The 24,249-nt window shown below is 70.3% G+C and carries 25 protein-coding genes; 12 read left to right on the top strand and 13 right to left on the bottom strand.

Going from position 1 to position 24,249, the window contains the following annotated elements; translation table 11 throughout:
* Positions 1-13: 13 nt before the first annotated feature.
* The 3 genes from ABN273_RS29040 to ABN273_RS29030 all read right to left on the bottom strand — a co-directional run bounded on the left by ABN273_RS29040 (position 14) and on the right by ABN273_RS29030 (position 2,101).
* The gene (locus ABN273_RS29040) at positions 14-394 is read right to left on the bottom strand and encodes a globin (protein ID WP_502911148.1); all 381 of its coding nucleotides are present in this window, start codon (positions 392-394) and stop codon (positions 14-16) included.
* A gap of 9 nt (positions 395-403) precedes the next feature.
* Positions 404-1,267: a mechanosensitive ion channel family protein gene (locus ABN273_RS29035; RefSeq protein ID WP_349452214.1), complete on the bottom strand. Its 864-nt coding sequence runs from the start codon at positions 1,265-1,267 to the stop codon at positions 404-406.
* A gap of 549 nt (positions 1,268-1,816) precedes the next feature.
* Complete coding sequence (locus tag ABN273_RS29030) at positions 1,817-2,101, bottom strand: hypothetical protein (RefSeq protein ID WP_349452213.1); 285 nt, start codon at positions 2,099-2,101, stop codon at positions 1,817-1,819.
* Between the two features lie 279 nt (positions 2,102-2,380).
* Here ABN273_RS29030 and ABN273_RS29025 point away from each other — a divergent pair, with 279 nt between their 5' ends.
* The 4 genes from ABN273_RS29025 to ABN273_RS29010 all read left to right on the top strand — a co-directional run bounded on the left by ABN273_RS29025 (position 2,381) and on the right by ABN273_RS29010 (position 7,873).
* The gene (locus tag ABN273_RS29025) at positions 2,381-3,940 is read left to right on the top strand and encodes an NsdA family TPR-like regulatory protein (protein WP_349452212.1); all 1,560 of its coding nucleotides are present in this window, start codon (positions 2,381-2,383) and stop codon (positions 3,938-3,940) included.
* Entirely contained in the window at positions 3,937-4,425 is a 489-nt protein-coding gene (locus ABN273_RS29020) for a GNAT family N-acetyltransferase (protein ID WP_349452211.1), read from the top strand. Before ABN273_RS29025 ends, ABN273_RS29020 begins: the two co-directional genes overlap by 4 nt.
* Positions 4,426-4,707: 282 nt before the next feature.
* Entirely contained in the window at positions 4,708-5,970 is a 1,263-nt protein-coding gene (locus tag ABN273_RS29015; RefSeq protein WP_349452210.1) for a DMT family transporter, read from the top strand.
* 265 nt (positions 5,971-6,235) lie between these two features.
* Positions 6,236-7,873: a tetratricopeptide repeat protein gene (locus ABN273_RS29010; RefSeq protein WP_349452209.1), complete on the top strand. Its 1,638-nt coding sequence runs from the start codon at positions 6,236-6,238 to the stop codon at positions 7,871-7,873.
* Positions 7,874-7,934: 61 nt separating this feature from the next.
* Here ABN273_RS29010 and ABN273_RS29005 read toward each other — a convergent pair whose 3' ends face one another.
* Positions 7,935-8,861 carry a zinc-binding dehydrogenase gene (locus ABN273_RS29005; RefSeq protein ID WP_349452208.1) on the bottom strand — a complete coding sequence of 309 codons (927 nt, stop codon included), beginning with the start codon at positions 8,859-8,861 and terminating at the stop codon, positions 7,935-7,937.
* A 57-nt stretch (positions 8,862-8,918) separates the two neighbouring features.
* Here ABN273_RS29005 and ABN273_RS29000 point away from each other — a divergent pair, with 57 nt between their 5' ends.
* Positions 8,919-9,536 carry a TetR/AcrR family transcriptional regulator gene (locus ABN273_RS29000; RefSeq protein ID WP_349452207.1) on the top strand — a complete coding sequence of 206 codons (618 nt, stop codon included), beginning with the start codon at positions 8,919-8,921 and terminating at the stop codon, positions 9,534-9,536.
* A 16-nt stretch (positions 9,537-9,552) separates the two neighbouring features.
* A complete protein-coding gene (locus tag ABN273_RS28995) occupies positions 9,553-10,362 on the top strand; it encodes a hypothetical protein (protein WP_349452206.1) in 810 nt (269 codons plus the stop codon).
* Between the two features lie 56 nt (positions 10,363-10,418).
* Here the strand turns inward: ABN273_RS28995 and ABN273_RS28990 are convergent, their stop codons facing one another.
* Entirely contained in the window at positions 10,419-11,348 is a 930-nt protein-coding gene (locus ABN273_RS28990; protein WP_349452205.1) for an ornithine cyclodeaminase family protein, read from the bottom strand.
* Positions 11,349-11,397: 49 nt separating this feature from the next.
* Between ABN273_RS28990 and ABN273_RS28985 the strand changes: the two genes are divergently transcribed.
* Complete coding sequence (locus ABN273_RS28985) at positions 11,398-12,144, top strand: MBL fold metallo-hydrolase (protein WP_349452204.1); 747 nt, start codon at positions 11,398-11,400, stop codon at positions 12,142-12,144.
* Here ABN273_RS28985 and ABN273_RS28980 read toward each other — a convergent pair.
* Together ABN273_RS28980 and ABN273_RS28975 are read right to left on the bottom strand one after the other, a co-directional pair.
* Positions 12,141-12,602, bottom strand: a complete 462-nt coding sequence (locus ABN273_RS28980; RefSeq protein ID WP_349452203.1) for an NUDIX domain-containing protein — start codon at positions 12,600-12,602, stop codon at positions 12,141-12,143. The genes ABN273_RS28985 and ABN273_RS28980 overlap by 4 nt on opposite strands.
* Positions 12,603-12,623: 21 nt before the next feature.
* Complete coding sequence (locus ABN273_RS28975) at positions 12,624-12,983, bottom strand: ArsR/SmtB family transcription factor (RefSeq protein ID WP_349452202.1); 360 nt, start codon at positions 12,981-12,983, stop codon at positions 12,624-12,626.
* 33 nt (positions 12,984-13,016) lie between these two features.
* Here ABN273_RS28975 and ABN273_RS28970 point away from each other — a divergent pair, with 33 nt between their 5' ends.
* The gene (locus ABN273_RS28970) at positions 13,017-13,904 is read left to right on the top strand and encodes an LLM class F420-dependent oxidoreductase (protein WP_349452201.1); all 888 of its coding nucleotides are present in this window, start codon (positions 13,017-13,019) and stop codon (positions 13,902-13,904) included.
* 84 nt (positions 13,905-13,988) lie between these two features.
* On the opposite strand, the gene ABN273_RS28965 is transcribed toward ABN273_RS28970, so the two are convergent.
* Both ABN273_RS28965 and ABN273_RS28960 read right to left on the bottom strand, forming a co-directional pair.
* Positions 13,989-14,645: a DUF47 domain-containing protein gene (locus ABN273_RS28965; RefSeq protein WP_349452200.1), complete on the bottom strand. Its 657-nt coding sequence runs from the start codon at positions 14,643-14,645 to the stop codon at positions 13,989-13,991.
* Between the two features lie 24 nt (positions 14,646-14,669).
* Positions 14,670-15,620: an inorganic phosphate transporter gene (locus ABN273_RS28960; RefSeq protein ID WP_349452199.1), complete on the bottom strand. Its 951-nt coding sequence runs from the start codon at positions 15,618-15,620 to the stop codon at positions 14,670-14,672.
* A gap of 225 nt (positions 15,621-15,845) precedes the next feature.
* Between ABN273_RS28960 and purU the strand changes: the two genes are divergently transcribed.
* Entirely contained in the window at positions 15,846-16,700 is an 855-nt protein-coding gene (gene purU, locus ABN273_RS28955) for a formyltetrahydrofolate deformylase (RefSeq protein WP_349452198.1), read from the top strand.
* Positions 16,701-16,839: 139 nt separating this feature from the next.
* On the opposite strand, the gene ABN273_RS28950 is transcribed toward purU, so the two are convergent.
* Entirely contained in the window at positions 16,840-18,897 is a 2,058-nt protein-coding gene (locus ABN273_RS28950) for a prolyl oligopeptidase family serine peptidase (protein ID WP_349452197.1), read from the bottom strand.
* Between the two features lie 284 nt (positions 18,898-19,181).
* On the opposite strand from ABN273_RS28950, the gene ABN273_RS28945 reads away from it, so the two are divergent.
* Genes ABN273_RS28945 through ABN273_RS28935 form a run of 3 tightly spaced genes read left to right on the top strand, consistent with a single transcriptional unit; the run spans position 19,182 to position 20,741 of the window.
* Positions 19,182-19,688: an HNH endonuclease gene (locus ABN273_RS28945; RefSeq protein WP_349452359.1), complete on the top strand. Its 507-nt coding sequence runs from the start codon at positions 19,182-19,184 to the stop codon at positions 19,686-19,688.
* 45 nt (positions 19,689-19,733) lie between these two features.
* Entirely contained in the window at positions 19,734-20,531 is a 798-nt protein-coding gene (locus ABN273_RS28940) for a GNAT family N-acetyltransferase (protein WP_349452196.1), read from the top strand.
* 3 nt (positions 20,532-20,534) lie between these two features.
* Positions 20,535-20,741 (top strand): FmdB family zinc ribbon protein, encoded by a 207-nt coding sequence (locus tag ABN273_RS28935; RefSeq protein WP_349452195.1) that lies wholly within the window; start codon positions 20,535-20,537, stop codon positions 20,739-20,741.
* Here ABN273_RS28935 and ABN273_RS28930 read toward each other — a convergent pair.
* The 3 genes from ABN273_RS28930 to ilvD form a co-directional block, all read right to left on the bottom strand.
* Entirely contained in the window at positions 20,738-21,613 is an 876-nt protein-coding gene (locus ABN273_RS28930) for a serine hydrolase (protein ID WP_349452194.1), read from the bottom strand. The two genes, ABN273_RS28935 and ABN273_RS28930, sit on opposite strands and share 4 nt — an antisense overlap.
* A 67-nt stretch (positions 21,614-21,680) precedes the next feature.
* Positions 21,681-22,175 (bottom strand): helix-turn-helix transcriptional regulator, encoded by a 495-nt coding sequence (locus tag ABN273_RS28925; RefSeq protein ID WP_349452193.1) that lies wholly within the window; start codon positions 22,173-22,175, stop codon positions 21,681-21,683.
* Between the two features lie 85 nt (positions 22,176-22,260).
* Positions 22,261-24,126 (bottom strand): dihydroxy-acid dehydratase, encoded by a 1,866-nt coding sequence (gene ilvD / locus ABN273_RS28920; RefSeq protein WP_349452192.1) that lies wholly within the window; start codon positions 24,124-24,126, stop codon positions 22,261-22,263.
* Positions 24,127-24,249 lie beyond the last annotated feature (123 nt).

Raw genomic sequence — 24,249 nt, 5'->3', positions numbered from 1 at the left:
CGTGTCATGCCCGTTATGTAGGTGAGTTCACCAGGCTGTGGGCCGCGTAGACCAGATAGTCCCAGAGCCTGGTCTCCTGCTCCTCCGGCAGGTCGAGCGAGTCGACCGCGTCACGCATGTGCCGCAGCCACGCGTCCCGCTCGGGCTCGCCGATCACGAACGGCATGTGCCGCATGCGCAGCCTCGGGTGACCGCGCTGCTGGCTGTAGGTGTTGGGCCCGCCCCAGTACTGGATCAGGAAGCCCCGCAGCCGCTCCTCGGCGGCCGTCAGATCGGGCTCCGGGTAGAGCGGCCGCAGCAAGGGGTCTTCCGCCACTCCCTCGTAGAAGCGGTGGACGAGGCGCCGGAAGGTTTCCTCGCCCCCAACGGCGTCATAGAAGGAGGTCTCGCTCACGCTCATAGACTATGCGGTGGCGACCAAGGCGATGCCGGCGGTGTCGAGCGCCGCCTTGACCCTGATCCTGAGCTCTCTCGACACCTGCGCCTGCGCCGTGGGCAGCGTCTTGGCGGTGATGCGGAAGACCAGCGAGCTGTCGGACAGCTGCTCGACGCCGAACACCTGGGGCTCTTCCACGATCTTGCTCTCGCGCAGCTCGGCGTCGGCCCAGATCTCCTCAGCCACGTGCTCGAGCAGTGCCCGCACCTTCGTGAGGTCGGTGTCGTAGGCCACGGGGACGTCGACGTAGGCCCGCGACCAGCCCTGAGACTCGTTGCCGACCCTGGTGATGGTGCCGTTGCGGACGTACCAGACGCGGCCGTCGGCGTCGCGCAGCCTGGTGACGCGCAGGGTGACCGCCTCCACGGTGCCGACCGCGGCGCCCGCGTCGATGACGTCGCCCACGCCGTACTGGTCCTCGAGCAGCATGAACATGCCCGCGATGAAGTCCTTGACCAGCTCCTGCGCGCCGAAGCCGATGGCCACGCCGAGGATGCCGACGCTGGTCAGCAGGGGTGCGATCGGGATCGTCAGCCGGTCGAGCACGGTCAGGACGGCGGTGCCGAGGATGACGATGGAGGCGACGTGCTTGAGCACCGACCCCATGGTCTCGGCCCGTTGCTTGCGCCGCTCGTGCAGCAGCGCGTCGATGCCGTCGGGAGCCGCGTTCTTACGGAACCTGCTGGCGATCGACCCACCCGTCGCCGCGCGGTCGACCACTTTCGTGATGATCCTGTGCGCGATGTTGCGGATCACGAACGCGAACACGAGGATCAGGACAATGGTGATCGCAGTCGCCGCCACTGTCGCCCAGGTCTCATTGTCGAGCATCCCGGCTAGCGTAGAGCAGAGCGGGTCATTTTTGCACGTCACGCTCACTGCCTGAGCCATACTTCCCAGATCGAGCGTGCTCGATGGGGAAGCGGGTGGTGGCGACGGTGTCACCAGCAGTAACACTGGGTAGATCCCCCTCCGGAAGCGGTTCGGTCGGCTCATTGGACCGTTTCGATCCAAAAATACCGCCGACCGGACCGCCCGCCGTCACATCACGCCGGGGAAGACGGGGTCGCCTGCTCTCTGGGCCGCGGAGGGAGAGAGCGGACGCTCCGATGACGGACGGCTCGGGACGGGACACGCACCCGGAAGCATGTCCCGTGCCGGTTCCGGGAGGGATCCCCCGAACACCTGCCCGGCGGACCAGGCAGGTGGCTTCACGCAGGCGCGGCACGACGTCCGGCCGCGCCTGGGGCCGGAACCGGCGGGGCGACCAGGGCTCCGGCATACGGGAACCCTCCGCACCGGCCGCCCCGCCGGCTCCGTTGACGCCGTCGTGGGTGCGGTGAGCCGTGGTGGCTGCGCTCCACCCGGGTCACCGCGTCGTCACTCCCCCACGGCGGCCAGCACGCGTGCGACCTTGGTGGCCGCCCCAGCCGGATCGTCGGCCTTGTGCATCCGCTCGCCCCAGGACCAGCAGTACCACCAGTCCTGCATGTCGGACGTGCTCGTGGACCGACAGGTGACGTTCTCCGACAGGCTCGTCGCGTTCGGGTTGATGACCCGTGCGAACGTACGCCCGCCCTGTGTCTGGACCACCCGTGCGAGCAGTCCGTGAGCGCCGAGCTCTGACACGAGACGGTTCAGATGCTCGAAGTTGTCGTCCCCCACCGTTAGTCCCCTCCCTCTTTGGGAATCTGGCTGGTGCGCCAAAGATGGCTCATGTCAACGGCGTGTGCAACGGTGGTCCCCCGCTCACAGGGAGTTGCTTCTACCTCATGGGTTGTAAGAAACAGTCCCTCGGAGGACGATCCTTATCCGTAGGCTTGGAGGCGGGCGTTTCCATCCTGCCGACATTGGTTCACACTCTTGGGTAGGCGCACAGCGACGTGGACGCTACGCTGAGTCACCAAGTGTGGACCGGTCGAGACACGCGCGAGAGGGGCCGGGATGGCCGGCAGACAGCACAGGGAAACGGAGATCGCCCGGCGGATCAGGGCCAAGGGCCTGGCCGCCGGGCGGACCTCGGCCCAGATAGCTGACGAGATCCATGAGCAGTGCACGTCACAGTTCGGCACCAGCCGCATCAAGGCACACCGCCTGTCGTACGGCATCGCGTTGGCAGACGTCGTCGAGCAGATCAGAGCCCTGTTCGAGCGCGACGACAAGTCGATGCCCGGCATCGGCGAGACGTTGCTGTCCGCCTACGAGAGCGGGCTCAAGCGCCCAGGGCCCGAATACATGCACTACCTGTGCACCGTCTATCGCGTCGAGCCGCATGAGCTCGGCTACGACGGGCCGTGCATCTGTGGCCGCGGGCACCGCCTGCAGGCAGTGCCCAGTATCGTCGCAGAGGCCAAGCAGCGGCCGTTATTGCCGACGGAGCGGGAGTTGCTGCTCACGCCGATGGTCACCGAGTCGGAGGCCGAGGAGGACGAGAACATCCTCCGCCGCACGCTGCTCAACCTGCTCAACCCTGAGACCCGCTTGGTCACCACGCTCGACGGGCCCATTCTCGGCGCGTGCGAGGGCATCAGACGCCGGATGGACGAGACACTCGTGTCGGCCACCGTGTCCGCCGCGATGCTCGACCAGTGGGAGGAGGCCACGCTCAGTTTCGGCCGTCAATACACGACGACGGCCCCGCTGCGGCTCCTGTGCGACGTGCTGCTCGAAATGAGCGCCGTGCGTACGGCGATGTCCCGCCGCCAGCCCATCGACCTGCAGGACCGCCTTCTGCGGATGGCGGCGCAGCTGTCGGGGCTGAGCGGCATGATCATGATCAATCTCGGTGACCACCGGCTGGCCCGCTCCTTCTTCAGGACCGGGCGCACCGCGGCCGACGAGACGGGCGACCGCGCGCTGCGCGCGTGGATCACCGCCCGCGAGTCGCTCGTCCCCCTCTACTTCGGGGACGCCCGCGAGGCGCTCAACCTGGCGAAGAAGAGCCGCGACCTGGCCGGCTCCACGCCCTGCCCCGCGCAGGCCATGGCGCCGGTCGTCGAGGCCAGGGCGCTGGCCATGCTCTCCGGGTCAGAAAGCAAGAAAGAGGTCGTCGACCAGGCCAAACGCGCACTGGCCAGGGCCCGCAGCGCCTTCTCCCACATGAAGACCGAAGACCAGGAGGACATGGCCTTCGGCTACACGGAGAAGCAGCTCTACTTCTACCAGGGCGACGTGCTCACCAAGCTCGGCCAGACGCTGGAGGCCGAGGTGGTGCTCGACCAGGCGCTGGAGAAGTACGAGGACCACATCCTCGACCAGACGCTGATCCGGCTCGACCAGGCCCAGTGCCGCCTGATCTCCGGCGAGGTCGACTCCGCGCTGGACATCGGCACCAAGGCGTTGCAGATGGTCAGTGACGAGTATCTGACCGACTTCATCATGCGTCCCGCCCTGGCGCTCGAACAGGCGATCATGGCGCGCGACGCCAACCATGCCAAACTCGAGGAGTTCAGGGCCGAGCTGCGCCGGCCCAGGGCGGCCCAGCTGAAGGGGGGCGGTGCATGAAGTTGGAGATCCGGCGCTATCGCTGGTCCGACCTCGACACCATCCTCGTCCTCCACCGGATCTGCCTCGCCGAGGTGGGGCTGATGCCGGGCGACGGCGTCTACTACGACGACGACTTCCCGCGCATCCAGGAGATCTACGTGGCCTGCGGCGGCGATTTCCTGGTCGGCGAGGTCGGCTCGCGGGTGGTCTCCATGGGCGGGCTGAAACCCGTCGACACGTGCACGGCCGAGATCTGCCGGCTGCGCGTGCATCCCGAGTACCAGCGGCGCGGCTTCGGCGCGACCATGCTGCACGCTCTGGAACAACGCGCGGTGGAGCTCGGCTTCGAGCGCGTCAGAGGCGACACCACGCTCAACCAGGAGGCCGCCCTGGCGCTGTACGAGCGCCAGGGATGGCGTGAGCTCTCCAGGCACCGGGTCGGTGACCTGACCGTCGTCTACGGGGAGAAACGGCTGATCCCTCGCGTGGTCGTCGAACTCTAGAAGCCCTTCTCGCGCAGGCCCCAACCTCACCCCTCCGGGGCCGTGCACGTGCTTTCCCCGGTGCCCCTTCCCGGGCCCTCCCGGCGTGCCCCTTCCGCCGGCGTCTCTTCCGTCACCCGCCGCATCGCGCAGCGACTGCCGTTTCTGAAACGGTCCCTCTCTCTGCCGCGGATATGGATGTACGAACCCGCGGGTGAGGCTCTTAACACCGAGTTGTAGAGGAACCTCACCGGCTGCTCCCTGTACATCTGCGACTGCGAATAGTAGTGGCATGCTTTTGCCATGGCAGTCGTACCCGCTCCCCGCCCCCTCTCGGGAGCCGTGCTTCTGTTGTTCGTCAGCGCCGCATGGGGGTCGGCGTTTCCGCTGATGAAGGATCTCATCCACCGGTTACCAGTCGAGGATCTGCTCGCCGAGCGCTACCTGATCGCCGCGCTCACGCTCCTCCTCATCCGGCCGGGTTGCCTTCGGGGGCTGCCACGCAAGACGTGGTTCAACGGGGTCGTTCTCGGGGTCATGTTCGGGGTCGGTCAGGCCGGCCAGGCCATCGCGCTGCACAGCCTGCCGTCCTCCTTGTCCGGCTTCGCGGTCGGCTGCAGCGTGGTGATCACGCCCATCCTGGCGCTCGTCGTGTTCAAGGCGAAGGTCCAGCGGCGGATCTGGGCGGGGGTCGTGCTCGCGCTGGCCGGCATGACCGTGTTCACGCTGCTGCGCGGGATGGAGGATCACGAGGTCTCCGTGCTGGCGCTCGGGGTCACGCTGGCCGCGGCCGCGCTCTACTCCGGCCACACGCTGCTGCTCGCGCAGTTGTCCAAGCGCGGGGAGCCCTTCCACGCGTACGCGCTGACCGTGATCCAGCTCTTCACCATCGGCCTGCTCACCGGGGTCGTGGCCGTGCGTGACGGGATCTCCTTGCCGTCGAACGGTCCCGACTGGCTGATACTCGGGCATCTTGCCGTGGTGTCGTGCGCGCTGGGGTTCCTGGCCCGCTCGTACGGTCAGGCGCACGTGCCTGCCGTGCCGAGCGCGATCCTGATGTCGTCGCAGCCCCTCTGGGTGGCCGCGATCTCGGTGATCTGGTTCCAGGAGAAGGTGGACTGCAGCATGATCGTCGGCGGCGGTCTGATGGCCGGCGCCATGCTGCTCGCCCTCCCCTCCAGGACCGCCGCCCTGGGGAAGGAGCACTCCCACGGCAGGCGGGATCTGCTCGCCGTCACGGCGCGGGCGGCCAGGGCGCTGGCCGATCTGAGGATCAAACGTGAGGATCAGTTGCGCCTCGACGGCGCTCCCCCTCCGTACATCGACAAAAGTGCCTGCATGAACACCGGGTCCTGCCCCTGGCACGCCCGTTCGCTCAAGGGCGGCGGGGAGCCCAGCCTCGAGCGGCTGATCGAGCGGGCCACGGTCATCGTGCGGGCTCGAAATCTGCCGGGGGTGGGGTGCTGCCAGTCGCTCACGCTGCTCGGGCGGTGCCTATGTGACTTGATGGAGGAAGCCGAGCAGGCCCGGGCGAAGGCATTGCCCCGCTGGTTTCGTTCCCAATAGGTTAGAAGTGTCAATCAAAAGGGCAGCGCTTTTTATCCTTTGACCTCTCACTTATTCACCATAAATCTTGATATTCGGCGGGGTGCCCTAATAATGGGGAATTAGCCCCAATGGAGAGGTACGTCATGAAGCGCATCATTGTCCGCAAGCCAGGCACCGTGCGACTCGCGGGGACCTCCAGCGTCATTCACAAGGGGTGACTGAGGCGAGGTCCCATCTCAGAGTCCAGGGCGAACCATCCGCTCAAGACAGGGCCGCGCGGCTGATGACGCCGTTGATCGACGGACATCGCCGGCCGCGCGGCCCTTACACTGTCGCCGCCGCCCTGCTGCGTCATCTGGTGCCGCGGGCTCTGGAACGGGACGGTTACCTGGTGGCGGCCCATGACATCGAGATCCGGGCAGCGGCGCCAGAGCTGGCCGATCTCGTGCCGGCCAGGCGGGTCACGATCGACGCCGGCCTGTCCGACGACGAGCGCATCCTCGTGCCCGCGCCCCGGCGTACGCTGCGGCTGGCCAACGGGCTCGCGGAGTTCTTCCGCGACGCCGTACGCCCTGGGCAGGCGATCGCGGTGTGCAACGGCGCCGAGGCCGACCCGACGGACACCGAGCTGCTCGACGTCATGATGCGGCGCATCCCTCCAGAAACGCTCACGATCACGTTGTACTCCGGCGGTCCCGAGCCTCCCCCCGACACCCGTGGCGCGGACGAGCTGTGGGCCCTGGTGGACCGGTGCATGCGCGACGGCTTCCTGCATGCCGCCGCCGAGCTGGGGGAGCGCGGCATGTCGCGGACCGAGCCGGGTGGCGAGCGCTGGTGGCGCTTCGCCCAGCGCACCGCGACCGCGCTCGGCGGTCTCGGCCGCACCGACGACGCCCGGACGGTGTGGGACCGGGTGCGCTCGGCCAGTCAGGATCCGGCCATGCACGCCGCCAGCGCGTACGGCACCGCCATGCTCGACGCCCGAGACCCCGACCCCGCCCGCCGCGACCTGGGCCGGGCCAGGCGGTGGATCAACGAGGCCATCGCCATCTCCAGCCTGCTGCCGGACCCCGCGGAACGGGCCTTCAAGCTGGGCTTCGACCGCAACGGCCTGGCGCTGATCGAGCTGCGGCACGGCGAGCTGGGCGCGGCCCTGTCGCTGGTCGAGTCGGCCATCGAGTTGGCGGGCGAGCTGGGTGACCGGCATCCGCTGCACAGGATGGTGCTGCTGGCCAACCGGGCGCAGCTCCTGGCCGCGCTCGGGCACGTCAAGGAGGCGCTGGAGGACTACACGGCGGCGATCGCGCTGGACCCCGCCTTCCCCGACTACTACCTGGAACGGGGGAACCTGCTGTGCAAGCTCGGCCGGCACGAGGAGGCGCTGGCCGACTTCGAGCGGGCCATTCGGGCCGGGCCGCCGCTGCCCGAGGCGTACTACAACCGGGCGGAGCTGCGTACCGTGCGGGGCGACATCGAGGAGGCGCTGGCCGACCTGGGCCGGGTGATCGAGCTCGACCCCGCCTACCTGGACGCGTACATCAACCGGGCCGGGCTGCTGGCCGCCGCGGACCGGGACGAGGAAGCCAGGGCCGACGTCGCGGCCGGGCTTGTCCTGGCGCCCGGCAACCCGCACCTGCTCACGGTGCTGGGGCAGCTGGAGACGGCGGCGGGGCGGCTCGGGGAGGCGCGGGAGGCGCTGGACCTGGCGGTTGAGCGCGCGCCCGGGCTCGCGGCCGCCTGGGGGAACCGGGGGGTGCTGCGGTACGCGGCCGGGGACCTGGAGGGGGCGGTGGACGACCTTTCCCGGGCCATCGGACTCCAGCCGGAGCCCGACCTCTACACCAACCGCGCCGTCGCCCTGCACGCCCTCGGCCGGGACGCCGAGGCCGAGGCGGACGAGCGCCGGGCCGGCCTCTCGTGACGCCCCGGGGCGCGCGGGTCCTGACACCCTCCCGGGCGTCCCGTCGCCTGGCCTCGCCGATCTAGATCGTGAGCAGGCTCTTGCCGGTGACCGTGCGGGCCTCGATGGCGGCGTGCGCCTCGGCGGCGGACGTCAGAGGATAGGTGGCGCCGATGGCCGGGCGCAGGCGTCCGGCGGCGGCCTGCGCCAGCGCCTCCCTGGCCAGCTCGCGCAGGTCCACCTGGGGCCAGGCGACCGCCGTCACGCGCGGGTCCGGCGTGGTCATCGGGCCGCCCGCCATCCCGTACGCGCTCAACCGGCCCCCGTCCTTGAGCAGCCCCTGCGCGGCCGCGCCGAGCTCGCCGCCCACCCCGTCGAAGACCAGGTCCAGGCCGCCGGTCGCGTCCCGTACCTGCCGCGTCCACGCAGGGTCGGTGTAGTCGACCGTCAGCTCCGCGCCCAGGCCCGCCGCGAGCTCCCGCTTGGCGGCGCTGCTCGCCGCGGCCACCACACGGGCCCCCGCGGCGACGGCGAGCTGCACCAGCAGGCTCCCCACGCCGCCGCCCGCCGCCTCGACCAGCACCCACTCGCCGGGCTTCGGGGCGGCGGCCCGCGCGAGGCCCACGGCGGTGCGGCCGTCGGCGAGCAGCGCCACCGCGACCTCGGGCGACAGGCCGTCGGGGATCGGGATCAGGTCGGCGGCGTCGGCCACCGCCAGCTCCGCGTAGCCGCCGTAGCCGCCCAGCGTGCTGACCACCCTTGCGCCGGCCAGCGCCTCGTCCACGCCCGCACCCGTCTTGACGACCGTGCCCGCGACGCCGTTGCCGAGGATCGCCGGCAGCTCGGCCCGCCGCGGTCCCCGGTCGGCGCGTACCTGGGTCTCCACGAACGTGATGCCCGCCACCGACACCTCCACGAGCACCTGTCCAGGCCCGGCCACGGGGTCCGGCACCTCCTCCACGACCAGCATCTCCGGCCCGCCGTACTGCCTCAATACCACTGCACGCATGTCAGTCTTCCCGTCTATCGGAGCGATTCGCTCCGAAATTCTAATATCCTGTACGGCATGGGCACACGCGGGAGGCAGGCCGAGGCGGCACGGAACGATCTGCGGCTGTTGCGCGCGGCGCACGAGGTGTTCACGACGCAGGGGTTCGACGCGCCGGTGTCGGCCATCGCCAAGGCGGCGGGCGTGGGCATGGGCAGCCTCTACCGCCGCTATCGCACCAAGGAGGAGCTGCTCCAGCGCCTGTGCGTGATCGCCATGGAACGCGGGGTGGCGGCGGCCGAGGCCGGGCTGAACGAGCCGGATCCGTGGGAGGGCCTGTGCCGGTACATACGCGCGTGCGTCGGTTACCGGGCAGGCGCCCTCGCGCCGGTCGCGGGCACCATCGAGGTCACGGACGAGATGTGGCGTACGGCGAGGAAGGCCACGGAGCTGGCCGACGGGCTGATCTCCCGGGCCCGTGCGGCCGGCGTGCTGAGGAACGACGTGACCACGCTCGACATCTCGCTGCTCATGGAGCAGTTCAGCCGCCCGGCGCCCGGGGGCGAGCATCCGCACGTCAAGGAGCGCCTGCTGACCATCGCGCTCGACGGCCTGCGCGCGCCTGGGGCGAGCGAGCTGCCCGGCGAACCTCCGAGCACGGAGTGGTACGAAGGCCGTTGGGGGAGTGCCCCTTAGGTCTACGGTTGGAAACGTGGGCTTCAACGAGCTGCTGAAGGACCTCGATCCCAGTGCCAGCGTCCAGGCCGCGGGCATCAGGCGCGGCTATGGCGGGCCACCCGCCCGCACGGTGAGCGTCACCGCGGGCCTGGCGCGACTGCGCTGCGCGTCCCTGCTCAAGCCGTTGTACGCGTGGGTGAGCGCGGCCCGCATCCCCGACGCCGACCGGTGGCGGCGGCACGCCGAGCCCGCCGTGGTCGTGTCCTCCAACGCCGACACGCTCAACCTGTGGCTCGCCGTTGGCCCGCGCGTCATCCTCGACGACCTCCGCCGGCGCACCGGCGTCGCCTGGTCGCCGCCCAACGGCGACCCCTCCCGGTTCGGCTCGGTCGAGGTGGCCGCCGACGAGGTGGCGACCGCGTACGCGGTGCTCGCCCAGGCCGCCGTCGCGGGCGACCCGGTCGCGGAGACCATCATGGGGTGGATGCGGCAGGTCAGCGCGTCGCAGGCGTTCGGCGCGCGTGAGGCCATCCGATCGCCGGGGGCGGGGGTCAAGAGCGGCTGGTACGGCGCGCCGGACGAGACGTGCCTGCGCACGCACACCGTGGCCGTCCTGCCCCGCGGCGGCACCCGGATCGCGGTGGCCGTCGGGATGACCTCGCTGCCGTACACCGACGTACGCGAGCGCGAGGTGTACCAGGAGAAGGTGGGCAAGGGGCTGCCCGTGGAGCCCGAGCACGAGAAGGTGGCGGGCAGGCTGCTCCGCGAGCTCCTGGTGACGACGCTGGACGAGCTCGGTCACTTCCGCGACGGGCCGGACCGTCCCCACAGGGCGCCGAGCTGAGTCAGTCCCGCAGAGCCCCGACCCGTGTCAGTCCCGCAGAGGCCACCGACCCCGTGTCAGTTCCACAGCGGGAGCGAGCTGCCCGCGCCGCGTTCGACCGCGGCCGTGTAGAGGGCCTGGGCGGCGGCCGCGTCCTGGATCGCGGTGCCGGTGGAGTCGAAGACGACGATCTCCTCGGCGCTCTTGCGGCCCTGCGCCGTGCCCGCGACGATCTCGCCGAGCTCGGCCCTGACCGGGGTGCCGGGGCGGTGGTGCAGCTCGCCGACCTCGGCGCACTGGTGCGTGACGTCCGTGACGAGGACCGCGGAGGCGAGGAGGTCGTCGTGGAGCTCACGCTTTTCCGGGGCGTCCGAGCCGACCGCCGCGACCAGGGCGCCCGGTCTCACGTCCGTCATGCCCAGGTACGGGCTGGTGGCGGGGGTCAGGGTGACGACGACGTCCGCCTGGCTCGCCGCGTCGTGGGCCGTCAGAGCGCTCTCCGCGTTCTGCCCGGCCGCGAACCGCTCCGCCTTGGCCCGGTCGCGGCCCCAGACGATGACGCGTTCGATGGGACGTTCGTGGCGGATCGCCGCGATGTGGGCGGCCGCCTGGGCGCCGGTGCCGAGCACGGCCAGGGTGGAGGCGTGGGGGAGCGCCAGGTGGCGTACGGCCACCGCGGTCGCGGCCGCCGTGCGCAGCCGGGTGACGGTGGCGGACTCCAGGAACATGAGAGGCTGGCCGGTCGAGCCGTCGAACAGGGCGATGACGCCGACGATGCTGGGCAGGCCCAGCGTGGCGGGGCGGTCGTAGAAGCAGGCGCCGATCTTCACGGCGACGATGCCGTTCAGTCCGCCGGCCTTGATGTGGAACTCGCCGGGCGGGCTGTCGAGGTGGGCCAGGCGGCTCGGCGGGGTTTCGCTTCGGGCGTACGATGCGAAGGCTTGTTCGACGAGGTCGGTGTAGGCGGACGCCGGGAGGAGGCGCTCGATCTCGGATCGGGTGAGCATGAGCACGGTTTTGCATAATTTCTGATTTTTCCTACTTCGTCTAGGGGTTATGGTGATATTTACTGTTTTGGGGGGATGTGGGGCTTGGCCTGCGGCCGGACAGGCCTGCAGCGGGTACGTGGTGGAGGCGGAGGGTTTCCGCGTCTTCATCGACCCCGGCTACGCCACCCTGCCGCGGCTGCTCGAGCGCATGCGGGCGGACGAGGTCGACGCGGTGCTGGTCACCCACGGCCATCCCGACCACTGCGCCGACCTGAACCCGCTGCTGCGCGCCCGTGCGCTCGCGGACGTCCCGGCTCCCGTGTTGCCGGTGTACGCCCCGCCGGGCGCGCTGGATGCCGTGCTGGCGCTGGACAACCGGCGCATGCTGGCGGGCAGCTTCGTGGCGCATGACCTGACGCCCGGCGTGCCGTACGGGATCGGCCCTTTCCGGCTGGACGCGTTCGACCTGCCGCACCACGTGCCGAACGCCGGCCTGCGGCTGAGCGCGGGAGGCCGCGTGATCGCCTACACCGGTGACACCGGGCCGTCCGCCGAGCTGGTGGCGCTGGCGGCGGGTGCGGATCTGCTGGTGGCCGAGGCGACATATCCGGAACGGGTGCCGGAAGAGGATGCACGGTACCTGTCCAGCGCTCTGGATGCGGGCCGTACCGCGTCATCGGCGGGCGTGGCCCGCCTGCTGCTCACCCATCTGTGGCCGGACACGCCGTCGGAGCCCGCGCTGGCGGCGGCGGCGAAGTCGTACGGCGGCGACCTGTCCGTTGCCTCGGCGGGCACCACGGTGCGCCTCGCCTAACGCGTGAGCTTCTCGATCACCTCGGCCAGCTCGGGCGGCTCGACCCCGTCAGGCAACTCCTCGGCCCACGCGTAACCGCGGTAGGTCTCGCGCTCCTCCTCGGTGAGCTCTCCCGGCTCCACTGTGGGCCGGGCCTCGTCGAATGTGGCCAGGAAGAACGGCTCGGTCCGCACGTAGCGCACCCCGAGCCACGTGAAGTCGCGCGCCACCTCGACGAACCGCTCCTGCACCGCCGATCCCGGCAGTCCGGTCTCCTCGGTCAGCTCCCGCTTGGCCGCCTCCAGCGCCGTCTCGCCAGGGTCGATGCCGCCGCCGGGCGGCTCCCGGACGTCCATGCGGCTGACCGAGTCGTACCAGTGCAGCAGCAGCACCCTGCCGTCGCGATCCAGGCAGACGACACGGGCGGCCGGGCGATCGCTGCTGCCCGTTCGGGCCTCTTCTCCCGCTGTGGAGTTCACCGGACAGACGTTACACAGCGGTCAGGGCTCGGGTTGCTCCTCGTCCAGGACGAGCGCGAGCAGCCCTGGGAAGCGGCCGTCGAACTCGTCGCGGCGCAGGCGGTTGAGCCGCCGGGCGCCCTCGTCACGCTGCTCGAGCAGCCCCACGTTGCGTAACACCGAGAAGTGGTGGCTGAGCGTGGACTTGGCCACGGGCAGGTGGGAGAACGTGCCGCAGGCGCGCGCCCAGTCGGGGGCGCCCGCCAGCTCCCGCACGATGCGGCGGCGGATCGGATCGCCCAGCGCGTCGAGGGCGGCCTGCAGCGAGACCTCGAGCGGGGACGTGTGCGTCAGGCCGCGTGTCCTGTTCGACTGTGGTCGAACACCAGTGTAGTGTTCCATCTCGATCGAACATCTTACGCGAGGGGAGCGGCCGTGGACATCGGGCGCGTCGGAGTGTGGCATCCCATGATCAGCAAGGCCCCCGCCGAGGAGTCGCGGCGCGCGGCGGCCCGGATCGAGGAGCTGGGCTACGGCTCGCTCTGGGTCAACGAAGGCGGAGGCAGCAAGGAGCCGCTCACCATGTCCGCCGTCCTCCTGGCGGCCACCGAGCGCATCGCGGTCGGCACCGGCATCGCCAACCTCTGGGCCCGTGACGCCATGGCCATGGAGGCGGGGCGGGTCGCGCTGGCCGACGCCTTCCCCGACCGTTTCCTGCTGGGCATAGGGGTCAGCCACGGCTCCCTGGTCAAGGGCCGCGGCCACGACTACACCAAGCCCCTGACCGCGATGCGCTCCTACCTGGAGGGCATGGACCAGGCCGGCCAGATCCTCCCCAGACCGCCGTCCCCGGCCCCCACGATCCTGGCCGCCCTGAGGCCGAAGATGCTGGAGCTCTCCAGAGACAGAGCCGACGGCGCCCACACCTACTTCGTGCCTCCGGAGCACACCTCCCAGGCCCGCCAGATCCTGGGCCGGGACCGCCTCCTGATTCCCGAGCAAGCGGTCGTCCTGGAGTCAGACCCCACCCGCGCCCGCGAGATCGCCCGCGCCCACCTGGCCTACTACCTGACGCTGCCCAACTACCTCAACAACCTGCGCACGCTGGGCTTCACGGACGACGACTTCGCCGACGGAGGCAGCAACCGCCTGGCGGACGCCATCGTGGCCTGGGGCGACGCGGGCGCCGTCACCAAGCGCATCCAGGCCCACCTCGACGCGGGCGCCGACCACGTGGCCATCCAGCCCCTCTCCCCGGATGCGCCCGACCTCGCCCACGCCCTGACCCAGCTGACCGACCTCGCGGGTCCCCTCGGCCTTTAGCACTCTCACGCGGTAAGCGCCGCTCGGATAAACGTCACGCCGCCCGCGCGGCGTGACGCCAGCGACCGCCGCTATGTGTGATCGTCACCGTTTCATCGCGCCGTCGGCAATGGCATCCGCCGCGTTGCCGATGGCCACCCCGACGATCTCAAGGCGGCGCACCAGCTCCCGCTCCTTCATCGCATCCGCCGTCAGCTCTGCCGAGAAGATGCGCGAGATCTCATACTGGTACATCCGCCGGATGGCCCCGCCGGTCTTCTTCGCCTCCAGGGCGTCCCGGGCCACGGCGGACGGGCGGGAGGCGAGGTCGCGGACGGCGCTCTCCAGGGCTTCGATGCCGACGATGACCTGGTCGAGCATGGGAGTGAAGCGGATCTGGTCGGGGACCCGGTAGAGATGGGATTCGCGGACGAAGTCCCGCAAGGAGTCCAGCACGTCGTCGATCGCACGTGACAACCGGAACAGGTCCTCCCGGTCGATGGGCGTGACCACGGCCGTCTTGAGCTCCTCGATGAGGCTGGCGCGTTCCTCGTCGCCGAGGTGTTCGATGACGCGCATCTGCTCGTGCGCCCCCGTCCTGCCGACCTCGCCACCGATCATGGCCATCGCCAGCCAGGCGCCCTCCTTGGTGGCCGCGAGCTGGCCGAGCAGGGCCTCGGTGAGGGCGCTGTCCATGCGACCGGTCATGAGGTCGCGGATCCGCCGCAGCCGCTTCACTGCCCCGCCCCAGTCGAAGAGCAAAGGCGCGTCACCTTCGCCGTCCCTTCATGAGAGTCCCATGCCCGCGAATCCCTTCACGAGCACCGCCAGCGCCCAGCCCAGCAGCGCGCTCGCCGGCAGCGTCAGGCACCAGGCTGTGACGATCTTGACGGCGGCGTACCAGCGGACCCGGCCGCCGCCCTGTGCCACGCCGGCGCCGATGAGCCCACCGGCGATGGCCTGGCTCATACTCACTGGCATACCCACGGCCGCGCACGCGATTACCGCCACGCCCGCGGCCAGCTCGGCCGCCACTCCGTGCGCGGGCCTGGAGACGATGAGCTCGCGGCCGAGCGTACGGCCCGCCTTGGGGAGCCCGTACAGGGTGCCGAGCCCGAAGAGGAGGGCCACCAGCGACGTGTACGGCAGCGGCGCGTCCGAGAAGCCGAACGCGATCATGAAAACCGCCAGCATCTTCTGCCCGTCGTTGGCCGCGTAGGCGACGCTCTGCAACAGGAACCCCGCCTGGTGCCAGCGCCACAGCCCCTGCGCCGTGGTGCTCACCAGCAGTACCCGGATGAGCAGCCCGGCCAGCGCCCCGCCCACCAGGGGCGCCGCCACGCCGAACGCCAGCACCAGCAGCACCGACCCCGGCGACACCGGCAGTCCCCAGCCCAGCCCCGCCCCGGTGAGCCCGCCCACGATGGCCAGCGTGAGGCTGGTCGGCCGGCCCTTCGCGCTCAACCAGGCCACCACCGCCAGTGACGAGATCACCGCGATGGTCATCGCCGTCGCCCCGCCGGGCGCGCGGAACGAGGCCAGCCTGGTCACGAACGTCACCGCCACCTGGTGCGTGACCACCGGGACGGTGACCACGAGCAGCACGAGCACGAGGACGCCGGTGGCCGGACGGATCGTGGGCAGCTTGAGCCCGGTGGCGAGGAGCGCGCCCCCATCGTTGACCCCGGACACGACGGCGAAGAGCCCAGCGACCACGATCAGTACGACGGCCTCCAAACAGACGCACTCCATCCCAGCCCATGGGACAACCCTCATAACGGAAGGACCGGGTTGCCCCTCCCAAACCCGTGATATCCCGATAACTACCCGGGATCGACCGGATGATGGACGATCGGCCGCGGAGCCTCCGTCCGGTACGCTCTGTGATGGCCGCCGGTCCGATCTGTTGCCAAGATCGGCTCAGCGGCGACCGATGACCCGACGCCCGCGAGAGTGAAGGCAATGACCGGCTCCGCCGAATACATCCTGACCCTGTCCTGCCCCGACCGGCCCGGTGTGGTGGCCGCCGTTTCTGGCCTGCTGGCCGGAAAAGGGTGCAACATCATCGAGAGCCAGCAGTTCGGGGACCGGGTCGGACAGCGCTTCTTCATGCGCGTGCAGTTCGCGGGGGCACTGGGCGAGGACGAGCTCAACGGGGCCTTCGCGGCGCTCGCACCGGACTTCGCCATGGAGTTCAAGCTTCGCGAGGTGGCCAGGAAGCCGCGAGTGCTGATCATGGTCAGCAAGTTCGACCACTGCCTGAACGACCTGCTCTACCGCGTCAGGTCGAAGGCGCTGGACATCGAGATCGTCGCGGTCGTCTCCAACCATCCCGACCTGCGCCCGCTCACGCAGTCGTACGGGATCGACTACCACCACCTGCCGATCACGCCGGAGACCAAGCCCAGGCAGGAGGCCGAGGTGCTGGCCCTGGTGGAGCACTACCAGGTGGATCTGGTGGTGCTGGCTCGCTACATGCAGGTGCTGTCGCAGGAGCTGTGCGAGAAGCTGAGCGGGCGGGCGATCAACATCCACCACTCGTTCCTGCCGTCGTTCAAGGGCGCCAAGCCGTACCACCAGGCCCACAACCGCGGCGTCAAGCTGATCGGCGCCACGGCCCACTACGTGACCTCCGACCTGGACGAGGGGCCGATCATCGAGCAGGAGGTGGCCAGGGTCAACCACAGCCACTCTCCCGAGGACCTGGTCGCCATCGGGCGCGACGTGGAGTGCGTGACCCTGGCCAGGGCGGTCAAGTGGCACGCCGAGCAGCGGGTGCTGCTCGACGGGCACAAGACGATCATCTTCCCGCGCTAGGGGCGCTCAGCGGCGATACGTCCCGCACGGGGAGCGCGTGGTGCTCGCGGTACGCGCGCAGCCGCGGCACCTAGGGCCGCAGCGCAGCGCTGGGGTGGCCTCGACCATGGCCAGCCCCAGCTCGCTCATGCCGCCCGGACTATAGCCCCGTGTGCCGCGCGAGGAAGGTGAGCGTGTCGGCCGACAGGTCGACCGTCCTGCTCACCGACCGCGCGCCGTGCCCCACCTCGGTCTCGTTGCGCAGCAGCACCGGTCGGTCACCCGTCGAGGCGTGCTGCAGCGCCGCGCACATCTTCCACGCGTGCAGCGGGTGAACGCGCGTGTCGGACTGGAAGACGGTGAAGAGCGTCGCCGGGTACGGCACCGCCTCCTTGACGTGGTGGTAGGGCGAGTAGCCCAGCAGCCAGCCGAACTGCTCGGGATCCTCGGCCGTGCCGTACTCGACGTTCCAGGTGGCGCCGAGCCCGAACTTCTCGAACCTGACCATGTCGAGCAGCGGCGCCGAGCAGGCGACGGCCGCGTACAGCTCGGGGCGCTGCGTCAGCGCGGCGCCCACCAGCAGGCCGCCGTTGGAACCGCCGGAGATGCCGAGCTGCTCGGGCGTGGTCACGCCGGTGGCGATGAGGTGCTCGGCGGCGGCGTGGAAGTCGTCGAACACGTTCTGCTTGTTGCCGAGCATGCCCGCGCGGTGCCAGTCCTCGCCCTCCTCGCCGCCGCCGCGCAGGTTGGCGATGGCGTAGACGCCGCCGGCCTCGACCCAGGCCAGGATGGACGCGGAGTAGCCGGGGGTCATCGACAGGCCGAAGCCGCCGTAGCCGTACAGGATGGTGGGGCGCGGACCCGCGGTGTCGTCGTCGGGGGAGATGACCAGCATGCGGACGTCGGTGCCGTCCTTGGACCGGTAGACGACCTGCGAGGTGCGCACGGGGGGCACCTCGACCGCGCCGGGGGAGGCCGCCCAGAGCGTGGTCTCGCCCGTCCTGGCGTCGTAGCGCTGGATGGTGGGCGGCGTGGTGTTGTCGGTGTAGCCGAACCACGCCTCGTAGCCGCCCTCGGGCCGCTCGGTGATGCCGCCTATGGAGCCGAGCCCCGGCGTGGGCACCTCACCGACGCGCTCGCCGGTCTCCAGGTCGTGGACGGTGATCTCGCTGATGGCGTGGCGGGTCCAGCCCACCAGCATGACCGGGCGCTCCAGGTCGTCGAGGATCGCGAAGTCGCTCAGCACCGCCTCGGGGTCCTCGGGGATGAGGTCGCGCCAGTTCTCGAAGGCGGGAGCGGCCGGGTCGGCGACGCACACCCGGCCCCTGCGCGCGTCGCGGTCGGTGTGGATGTAGAGCTTGCCGTCGCGGCCGAACAGCAGCCCCACCTGCGCGTCCACGCCCTCCTGCACGACCTGCAGGTCGGGCCGGTCGATCGGGGACGCGGTCAGGTCGGCCACCCAGATGTCGTTGCGCGGCGCGGTGCCCTCGTGCGCCGACACCTGCAGCCAGCGCCCGTCACGCGAGACCGAGACGCCGTAGTAGTTGGTCATCTTCAGGCCCTCGCCGAAGATCATCACGTCGTCCTCGGTGGAGGTGCCGACGCGGTGCAGGTAGACCCGGCGGTGGAACTGCTTCTCGTTCTCCGGCACCTCGGTGCTGGGCAGCCTGCGTACGTAGTAGAAGGCCTCCCCGCCGGGCAGCCAGGCGACGGGGGAGTAGCGGCAGCGGTCGATCGGGCCCTCGACCCGCTCGCCCGTCGTGACGTCCATCACGTAGAGAATCGACTCCTCGTCGCCGCCCACGGAGATCTGGTACGCCAGCAGCCGCCCCTCCTTGTCGGGCTGCACGGCGTCCAGCGTGGTCAGCCCCGACGCATCGATCGCCATCGGGTCGATCAGCGCCCGCTCGGTCCCGTCCGGCTCGACGACGTAGTAGACGGCGTGCTCCTGGTCGGGCGTGCGGCGGGAGAAGAAGTGGCGCCCGCCGCGCCAGGCCGGCGCGCCCACCGAGCCGGATCTGAGCAGCTCGGCGATGCGGCTCTTGAACCGCTGCTGCCCGCGCTGCCGGCTGAACAGCTCGGCCTGCGCGAGCAGCCATCCCTTCGTCTCGGGACTGTCTGGATCCTCGAGCCACCGATAAGGGTCGGGCACGGGCGTGTCGTGCAGGATGTCGACGGTGTCTTCGCGGCGTGCGGTCGGGTACGGCTCCAGCTTCATGCTGGGAACACTACTGCCAAAGGACATGCGTAAAGCGCTGGTGAAGCGGGCATAAAACGTATCGTGTGTCCCTCTGGTCCATTCCGGCTAGAGGTTTTTGGGGTGGCGGGGACCACGCTGCAGACGCCAGACTTGGTGACAGGACGGTGCCGTGGTGACCATCCGCTGGACCGTCCGGCGGAGGTCCACGTGACGGAAGCACGAGTGCCCCAGGAGGGGCCGACAGTCGGGACATGCCGCGGCATGTCCCCTTTGATACGCGCGCAGCAGGGAGAGGCCCGATGATGCGCCAGGTCCTGCTGCTCAACGCCACCTACGAGCCACTGACCACCCTCTCGCTGCACCGCGCCGTCGTGCTGGTGCTGCGGGAGAAGGCCGACGTCGTCCACCGTGACGGCAGGGGCGCGGTGCTGCGCTCCGCGAGCCGTACGCTCGACGTCCCCTCGGTGATCAGGCTCCGGAGATATGTCCGCATCCCCTACCGGTCGCGCATCCCCCTGACCAGGGCCGCCCTCATGCGGCGCGACGACTACCGCTGCGCCTACTGCGGGCAGCGGGCCGAGACCATCGACCACGTCATCCCGCGGTCCAGGGGCGGCACCCACACCTGGGAAAACTGCGTCGCATCCTGCACCACGTGCAACCACAGGAAGGCCGACAAGTACCTGGAGGAGCTGGGGTGGACGCTGCGCGTCGACCCGGCGGTGCCACGGGGCGCCCACTGGAGGCTCATCGGCGCCTCGCTCGCCGGAGACCCGCAATGGGCGCCTTACCTCGAGGCCGCGGCCTGAAACCGCTTTGTCCCCGCATGCCGGCGCCTGACACCATGGGTAGGCATGTGGACCTTAACCTCGGACGTTGAGGAGTACGCCGCGGTCGCCGAGCCGTTCCTGCTCGGCGACCCGGTGCGCAACACGGTCGCGCTCACCGTCCTGGCCAACCTGCGGGCCGGCATGCCCGTCAAGGATCCCCGGTTCGGCTGGTGGACGGCCGGTGGCGAGCTGCGGGGCGCGTTCTTCCACACGCCGCCGCATCCCGTCGGGCTCGCCGACATGCCCGTCGAGGCCGTCGCGCCGCTCATCGAGGCGCTCGGCGGCGCGCTCCCGGCGGTGGTGGGCCGGGTCGAGCTGACCGCGGAGGCCCAGCGGGTGCTGGGCGCGCCCAAGCGGGTGGTGCCGGAGCGGCTCTACCGTCTGGGCGCGCTCGCCGTGCCCGACGTGCTGGGCCACGGCAGGCTCGCCGTGCCGGCAGACTTCCCGCTGCTGGTGAGCTGGTATCACGCGTTCGGCGACGAGGTGGGCATGAGCGATGGCGACGTGGCCGACCGGGTGTCGGGGCGGCTGGCGGCCCGCGAGCTGTTCGTCTGGGAGGCGGGCGGGGCGCCGGTCTCGCTGGCCGGGCTCTCCCCGGCGGCCGGCGGAGTCTGCCGCATCGGCCCGGTCTACACGCCGCCTTCGTGCCGCAGGCACGGCTACGGTTCCGCGGTCACGGCGCACGCCAGCGCGGTCGGCCTGGCGGAGCGCTGCGACGAGGTGGTGCTCTTCACCGACCTCAACAACCCCACGAGCAACGCCATCTACCAGTCGATCGGCTACGAGCCCGTGTCCGACTACGCCCACGTGAATTATTCTTAGGCCATGCCGCGTTACGACTTCCGCTGCCGCGCCTGCGGCTCCACGTTCGAGGTCTCCCGTCCCATGTCGGCCTCCAACGACCCGGCGCCCTGCCCTGAGGGGCACGACGACACGGTGAAGCTGCTGTCCACGGTGTCGATGACGGGCGGCGCGGCCGCGCCCAGGCCGAGTGGCGGCGGCTGCTGCGGCGGAGGGTGCTGCGCCTCCTAGAACACCTTGGCGGCGCTGACGATCTCCTCGGGTCCCGCCAGCGCGTCCACGGCCAGCCGGGAGAGCCGCTCGACCGTGGCGATTCCCGTCTCCATGGTCGGGCTGCGCTCCGACAGGACCGCGATCAGCAGTTCGTGTCCGCGTAGGTGGAGGTGTCCCACGCTGTTGATCGTCCACAGCCCGCCGTGCGCGTCGGCGGGCAGCCACCCGTTCTTGAGCGCCACCTCGCCGCCGGCCGCGCTGACCCCCCACGCCTGCGACGACTGCACGGTGGACATGAGCTTGAGCGCGTAGCGCCGGTCGCGGGCCGGCAGCGGTCCTTCGGGGTCGGTGAGTTGTTCCAGCACCTTCACCTGGTCGGACGGGCGGCTGAGGGTGGTCCCCCAGTAGAGCCCCGGTCCCGGCTCCGTGTGCTCGATGCCGAGCCGGCGCAGGACCTTGGCGAACCCGTCCCGGCCGCCGATCGTCATGTAGAGCTCGCCTGCGCAGTCGTTGTCGCTGTCACGGATCATCCGGGAGGCCAGGTCGCGCTCGTAGTCGCTCAGCCCGCCGCGCTTGGCGAGGAGGAACGCCAGCAGGATGTCCACCTTGGCCACGCTGGCCAGCATGAACGGGGTGTGCTCGCGGAAGGCGTACCTGGTGCCGGTCGTCCGGTCGTAGACGGCCAGCGCCGCGCGGCCGGGACGGTCGCGCAGGTAGCGATCCAGGGACTGGTCGAGAGCGCGCCGTGCGGCAACGGACAGCACGCTCTCGACGACGATCCCGCCGGTCTGCCGGACGGGGGTGACGGGGGGCGGGACGGCTATCGAAGGGCCGGCACAGCCGGCCACGGCCAGGAGGGCAGAGACGAGCGAGAACCTCCGAACACGCATGTGCCGGAGCCTGTCACTCGCCACCCCAAAGGCCGGGGGCGCGGCTGGTCAAGCGCAGGCCAGTTTCTTACGCGGCCCTGGTCCGCTTTCTACGCTGAAACGGCAGGAACCGGTCAGCCAGGTGCGGGCGGGACGGCGTGAGCGTGGGCTCGACCGCGATGATCCGGTCGAACCTGAACGCCCTGATCGCCCGGCGCATCCTGCACACGCCGACCAGATACCAGTATTCGCGGTGGACCAGGCACGTCACCGGCTCGACGTCGCGCGTGGTGACGGTGCCCGAGGCGTCGCGGTAGTGCAGGCGGATCATCAGGCGGCTGGTGATGGCGTCGGCCATGAGCCTGGCCCTGGAGGCGACCTCCACGGGCAGCGGCTCGGTCAGGGTCGTGAGCGTGGTGGCGATGACGTCGTCGTCGAGCTCCAGGTGCTCGAACGCGTGCTGCAGGCCACGCCGTGCGGTGACGGCCTGGGGGCCCGCTCCGAGGTGGGCGAGGGAGAGGGCGAGGGCGGCGATCTCGGCGGTCGTCAGCGGGCGAGTATCGTGCTTCACGACTGTCGTCATACCCCAAGAATAGGGATGAGGACCGACATTTTTCGAAAACCTGTGCGGCAGGTAAGAACCCTGTCGCCTGCCGCACGGGTCGTAGTTACCGCGACAACTGGGTCAGATCGCGCGAGGCACCCGTGGACGCCGACGTCGTCATCGCCGCGTACGCCTGCAGCGCCGCGCTCACCGGCCGGTTGCGGTCGCGCGGCCGGTATCCGCCCAGGTCCGCCAGAAGCCGCTCGCGCCGCGTGGCCAGCTCGGCCTCGGGCACCCGCAGCTCCATCGACCGGTTGGGGATGTCGATGTCGATGATGTCGCCGTCCTCGACCAGCGCGATCGCGCCGCCCTCGGCCGCCTCCGGCGAGGCGTGGCCGATCGACAGGCCGGAGGTGCCGCCGGAGAAGCGGCCGTCGGTGATCAGCGCGCAGGCCTTGCCGAGCCCTCTGCCCTTCAGGAAGGACGTCGGGTAGAGCATCTCCTGCATGCCCGGGCCGCCCTTGGGGCCCTCGTAGCGGATGACCACCACGTCGCCCTCCTTGACGCGCCCGCCGAGGATGCCCTCGACCGCGTCGTCCTGCGACTCGAACACCACCGCGGGTCCGCTGAACTTCCAGATCGACTCGTCCACGCCGGCCGTCTTCACCACCGCGCCGTCACGCGAGATGTTGCCGTAGAGGATGGCCAGGCCGCCGTCCGCGGTGTAGGCGTGCTCCAGGTCGCGGATGCACCCGGCCGCTCGGTCGAGGTCGAGGTCGTCCCAGCGGTTGTCCTGCGAGTACGCCTTGACCGTGCGGACGTTGCCGGGGGCCGCGTGCCACAGCTCGACGGCCTCGGGCAGCACCGTCGGCGACTTCGCGTCCCAGGAGGCCAGCAGGTCGGCCAGCGTGCCGCCGTTCACGGTGGGCACGTCGCGGTGCAGCAGCCCGGCCCGGTCGAGCTCGCCCAGGATGGCGGGGATGCCGCCGGCGCGGTGGACGTCCTCGATGTGGTACTTGTTCGTGGCCGGGGCGACCTTGCAGATGCACGGGACACGCAGCGAGAGCTCGTTGATCTCCTTGAGCCCGAAGTCCACCCCGGCCTCGCGGGCGGCGGCCAGGATGTGCAGGATCGTGTTGGTCGAGCCGCCCATCGCGACGTCGAGCGTCATGGCGTTCTCGAACGCGTCACGGGTGGCGATCGAGCGCGGCAGCACCGACTCGTCGTCGTCCTCGTAGTAGCGGCGGGTGATCTCGACGAGCTGCCGGCCCGCGTCCTCGAACAGCTTCTTGCGCGCCTTGTGCGTGGCCAGGATCGTGCCGTTGCCCGGCAGCGCCAGCCCGATGGCCTCGGCCAGGCAGTTCATGGAGTTGGCGGTGAACATGCCGGAGCACGAGCCGCAGGTCGGGCAGGCGCTCTCCTCCAGCTCCAGCAGCTCGGCGTCCGAGACTGCGGCATCCGCCGCAGCGATCATGGGGTCGATCAGGTCGAGCTTCTTGCCCGGCGTCGCTGTGTTGTTTCGCGCGTCTCCGACACGACCTGCCTCCATGGGGCCACCGGAGACGAAGATCGTCGGGATGTTCAGCCTGAACGCGGCGAGCAGCATGCCCGGCGTGATCTTGTCGCAGTTGGACACGCAGATCAGCGCGTCGGCGCAGTGCGCGTTGACCATGTACTCCACGGCGTCGGCGATCAGCTCGCGCGACGGCAGCGAGTAGAGCATGCCGCCGTGGCCCATCGCGATGCCGTCGTCCACGGCGATCGTGTTGAACTCCCGCGGGATCGCCCCGGCCTCCCTGATCGCCGCGGACACCACGTCGCCGACATCCCTGAGATGCACATGACCCGGCACGAACTGGGTGAAGCTGTTGGCCACCGCGATGATCGGCTTGCCGAAGTCGCTCCCGGCTACGCCGGTCGCCCGGAGCAGGGCCCGGGCACCGGCCATATTCCTGCCGTGGGTGACTGTACGTGACCTGAGGGCGGGCATTGCGCATCTCCCATCGCTAGCGAGTCTTCACATGTTACGGCCACCTGCCCGGCACCTGAGACGCGTGTCCACACATCGGACAGTCGGTTACCGGATCGAGCCCGAAAAAGACGCCGTCCGCGG

Source organism: Nonomuraea sp. B19D2, from assembly GCF_040137845.1.
In the GTDB taxonomy this organism is placed as follows: domain Bacteria; phylum Actinomycetota; class Actinomycetes; order Streptosporangiales; family Streptosporangiaceae; genus Nonomuraea.
The sequence above is the reverse complement of the archived record's forward strand: the minus strand, read 5'-3'. Positions and strand labels throughout refer to the sequence as shown.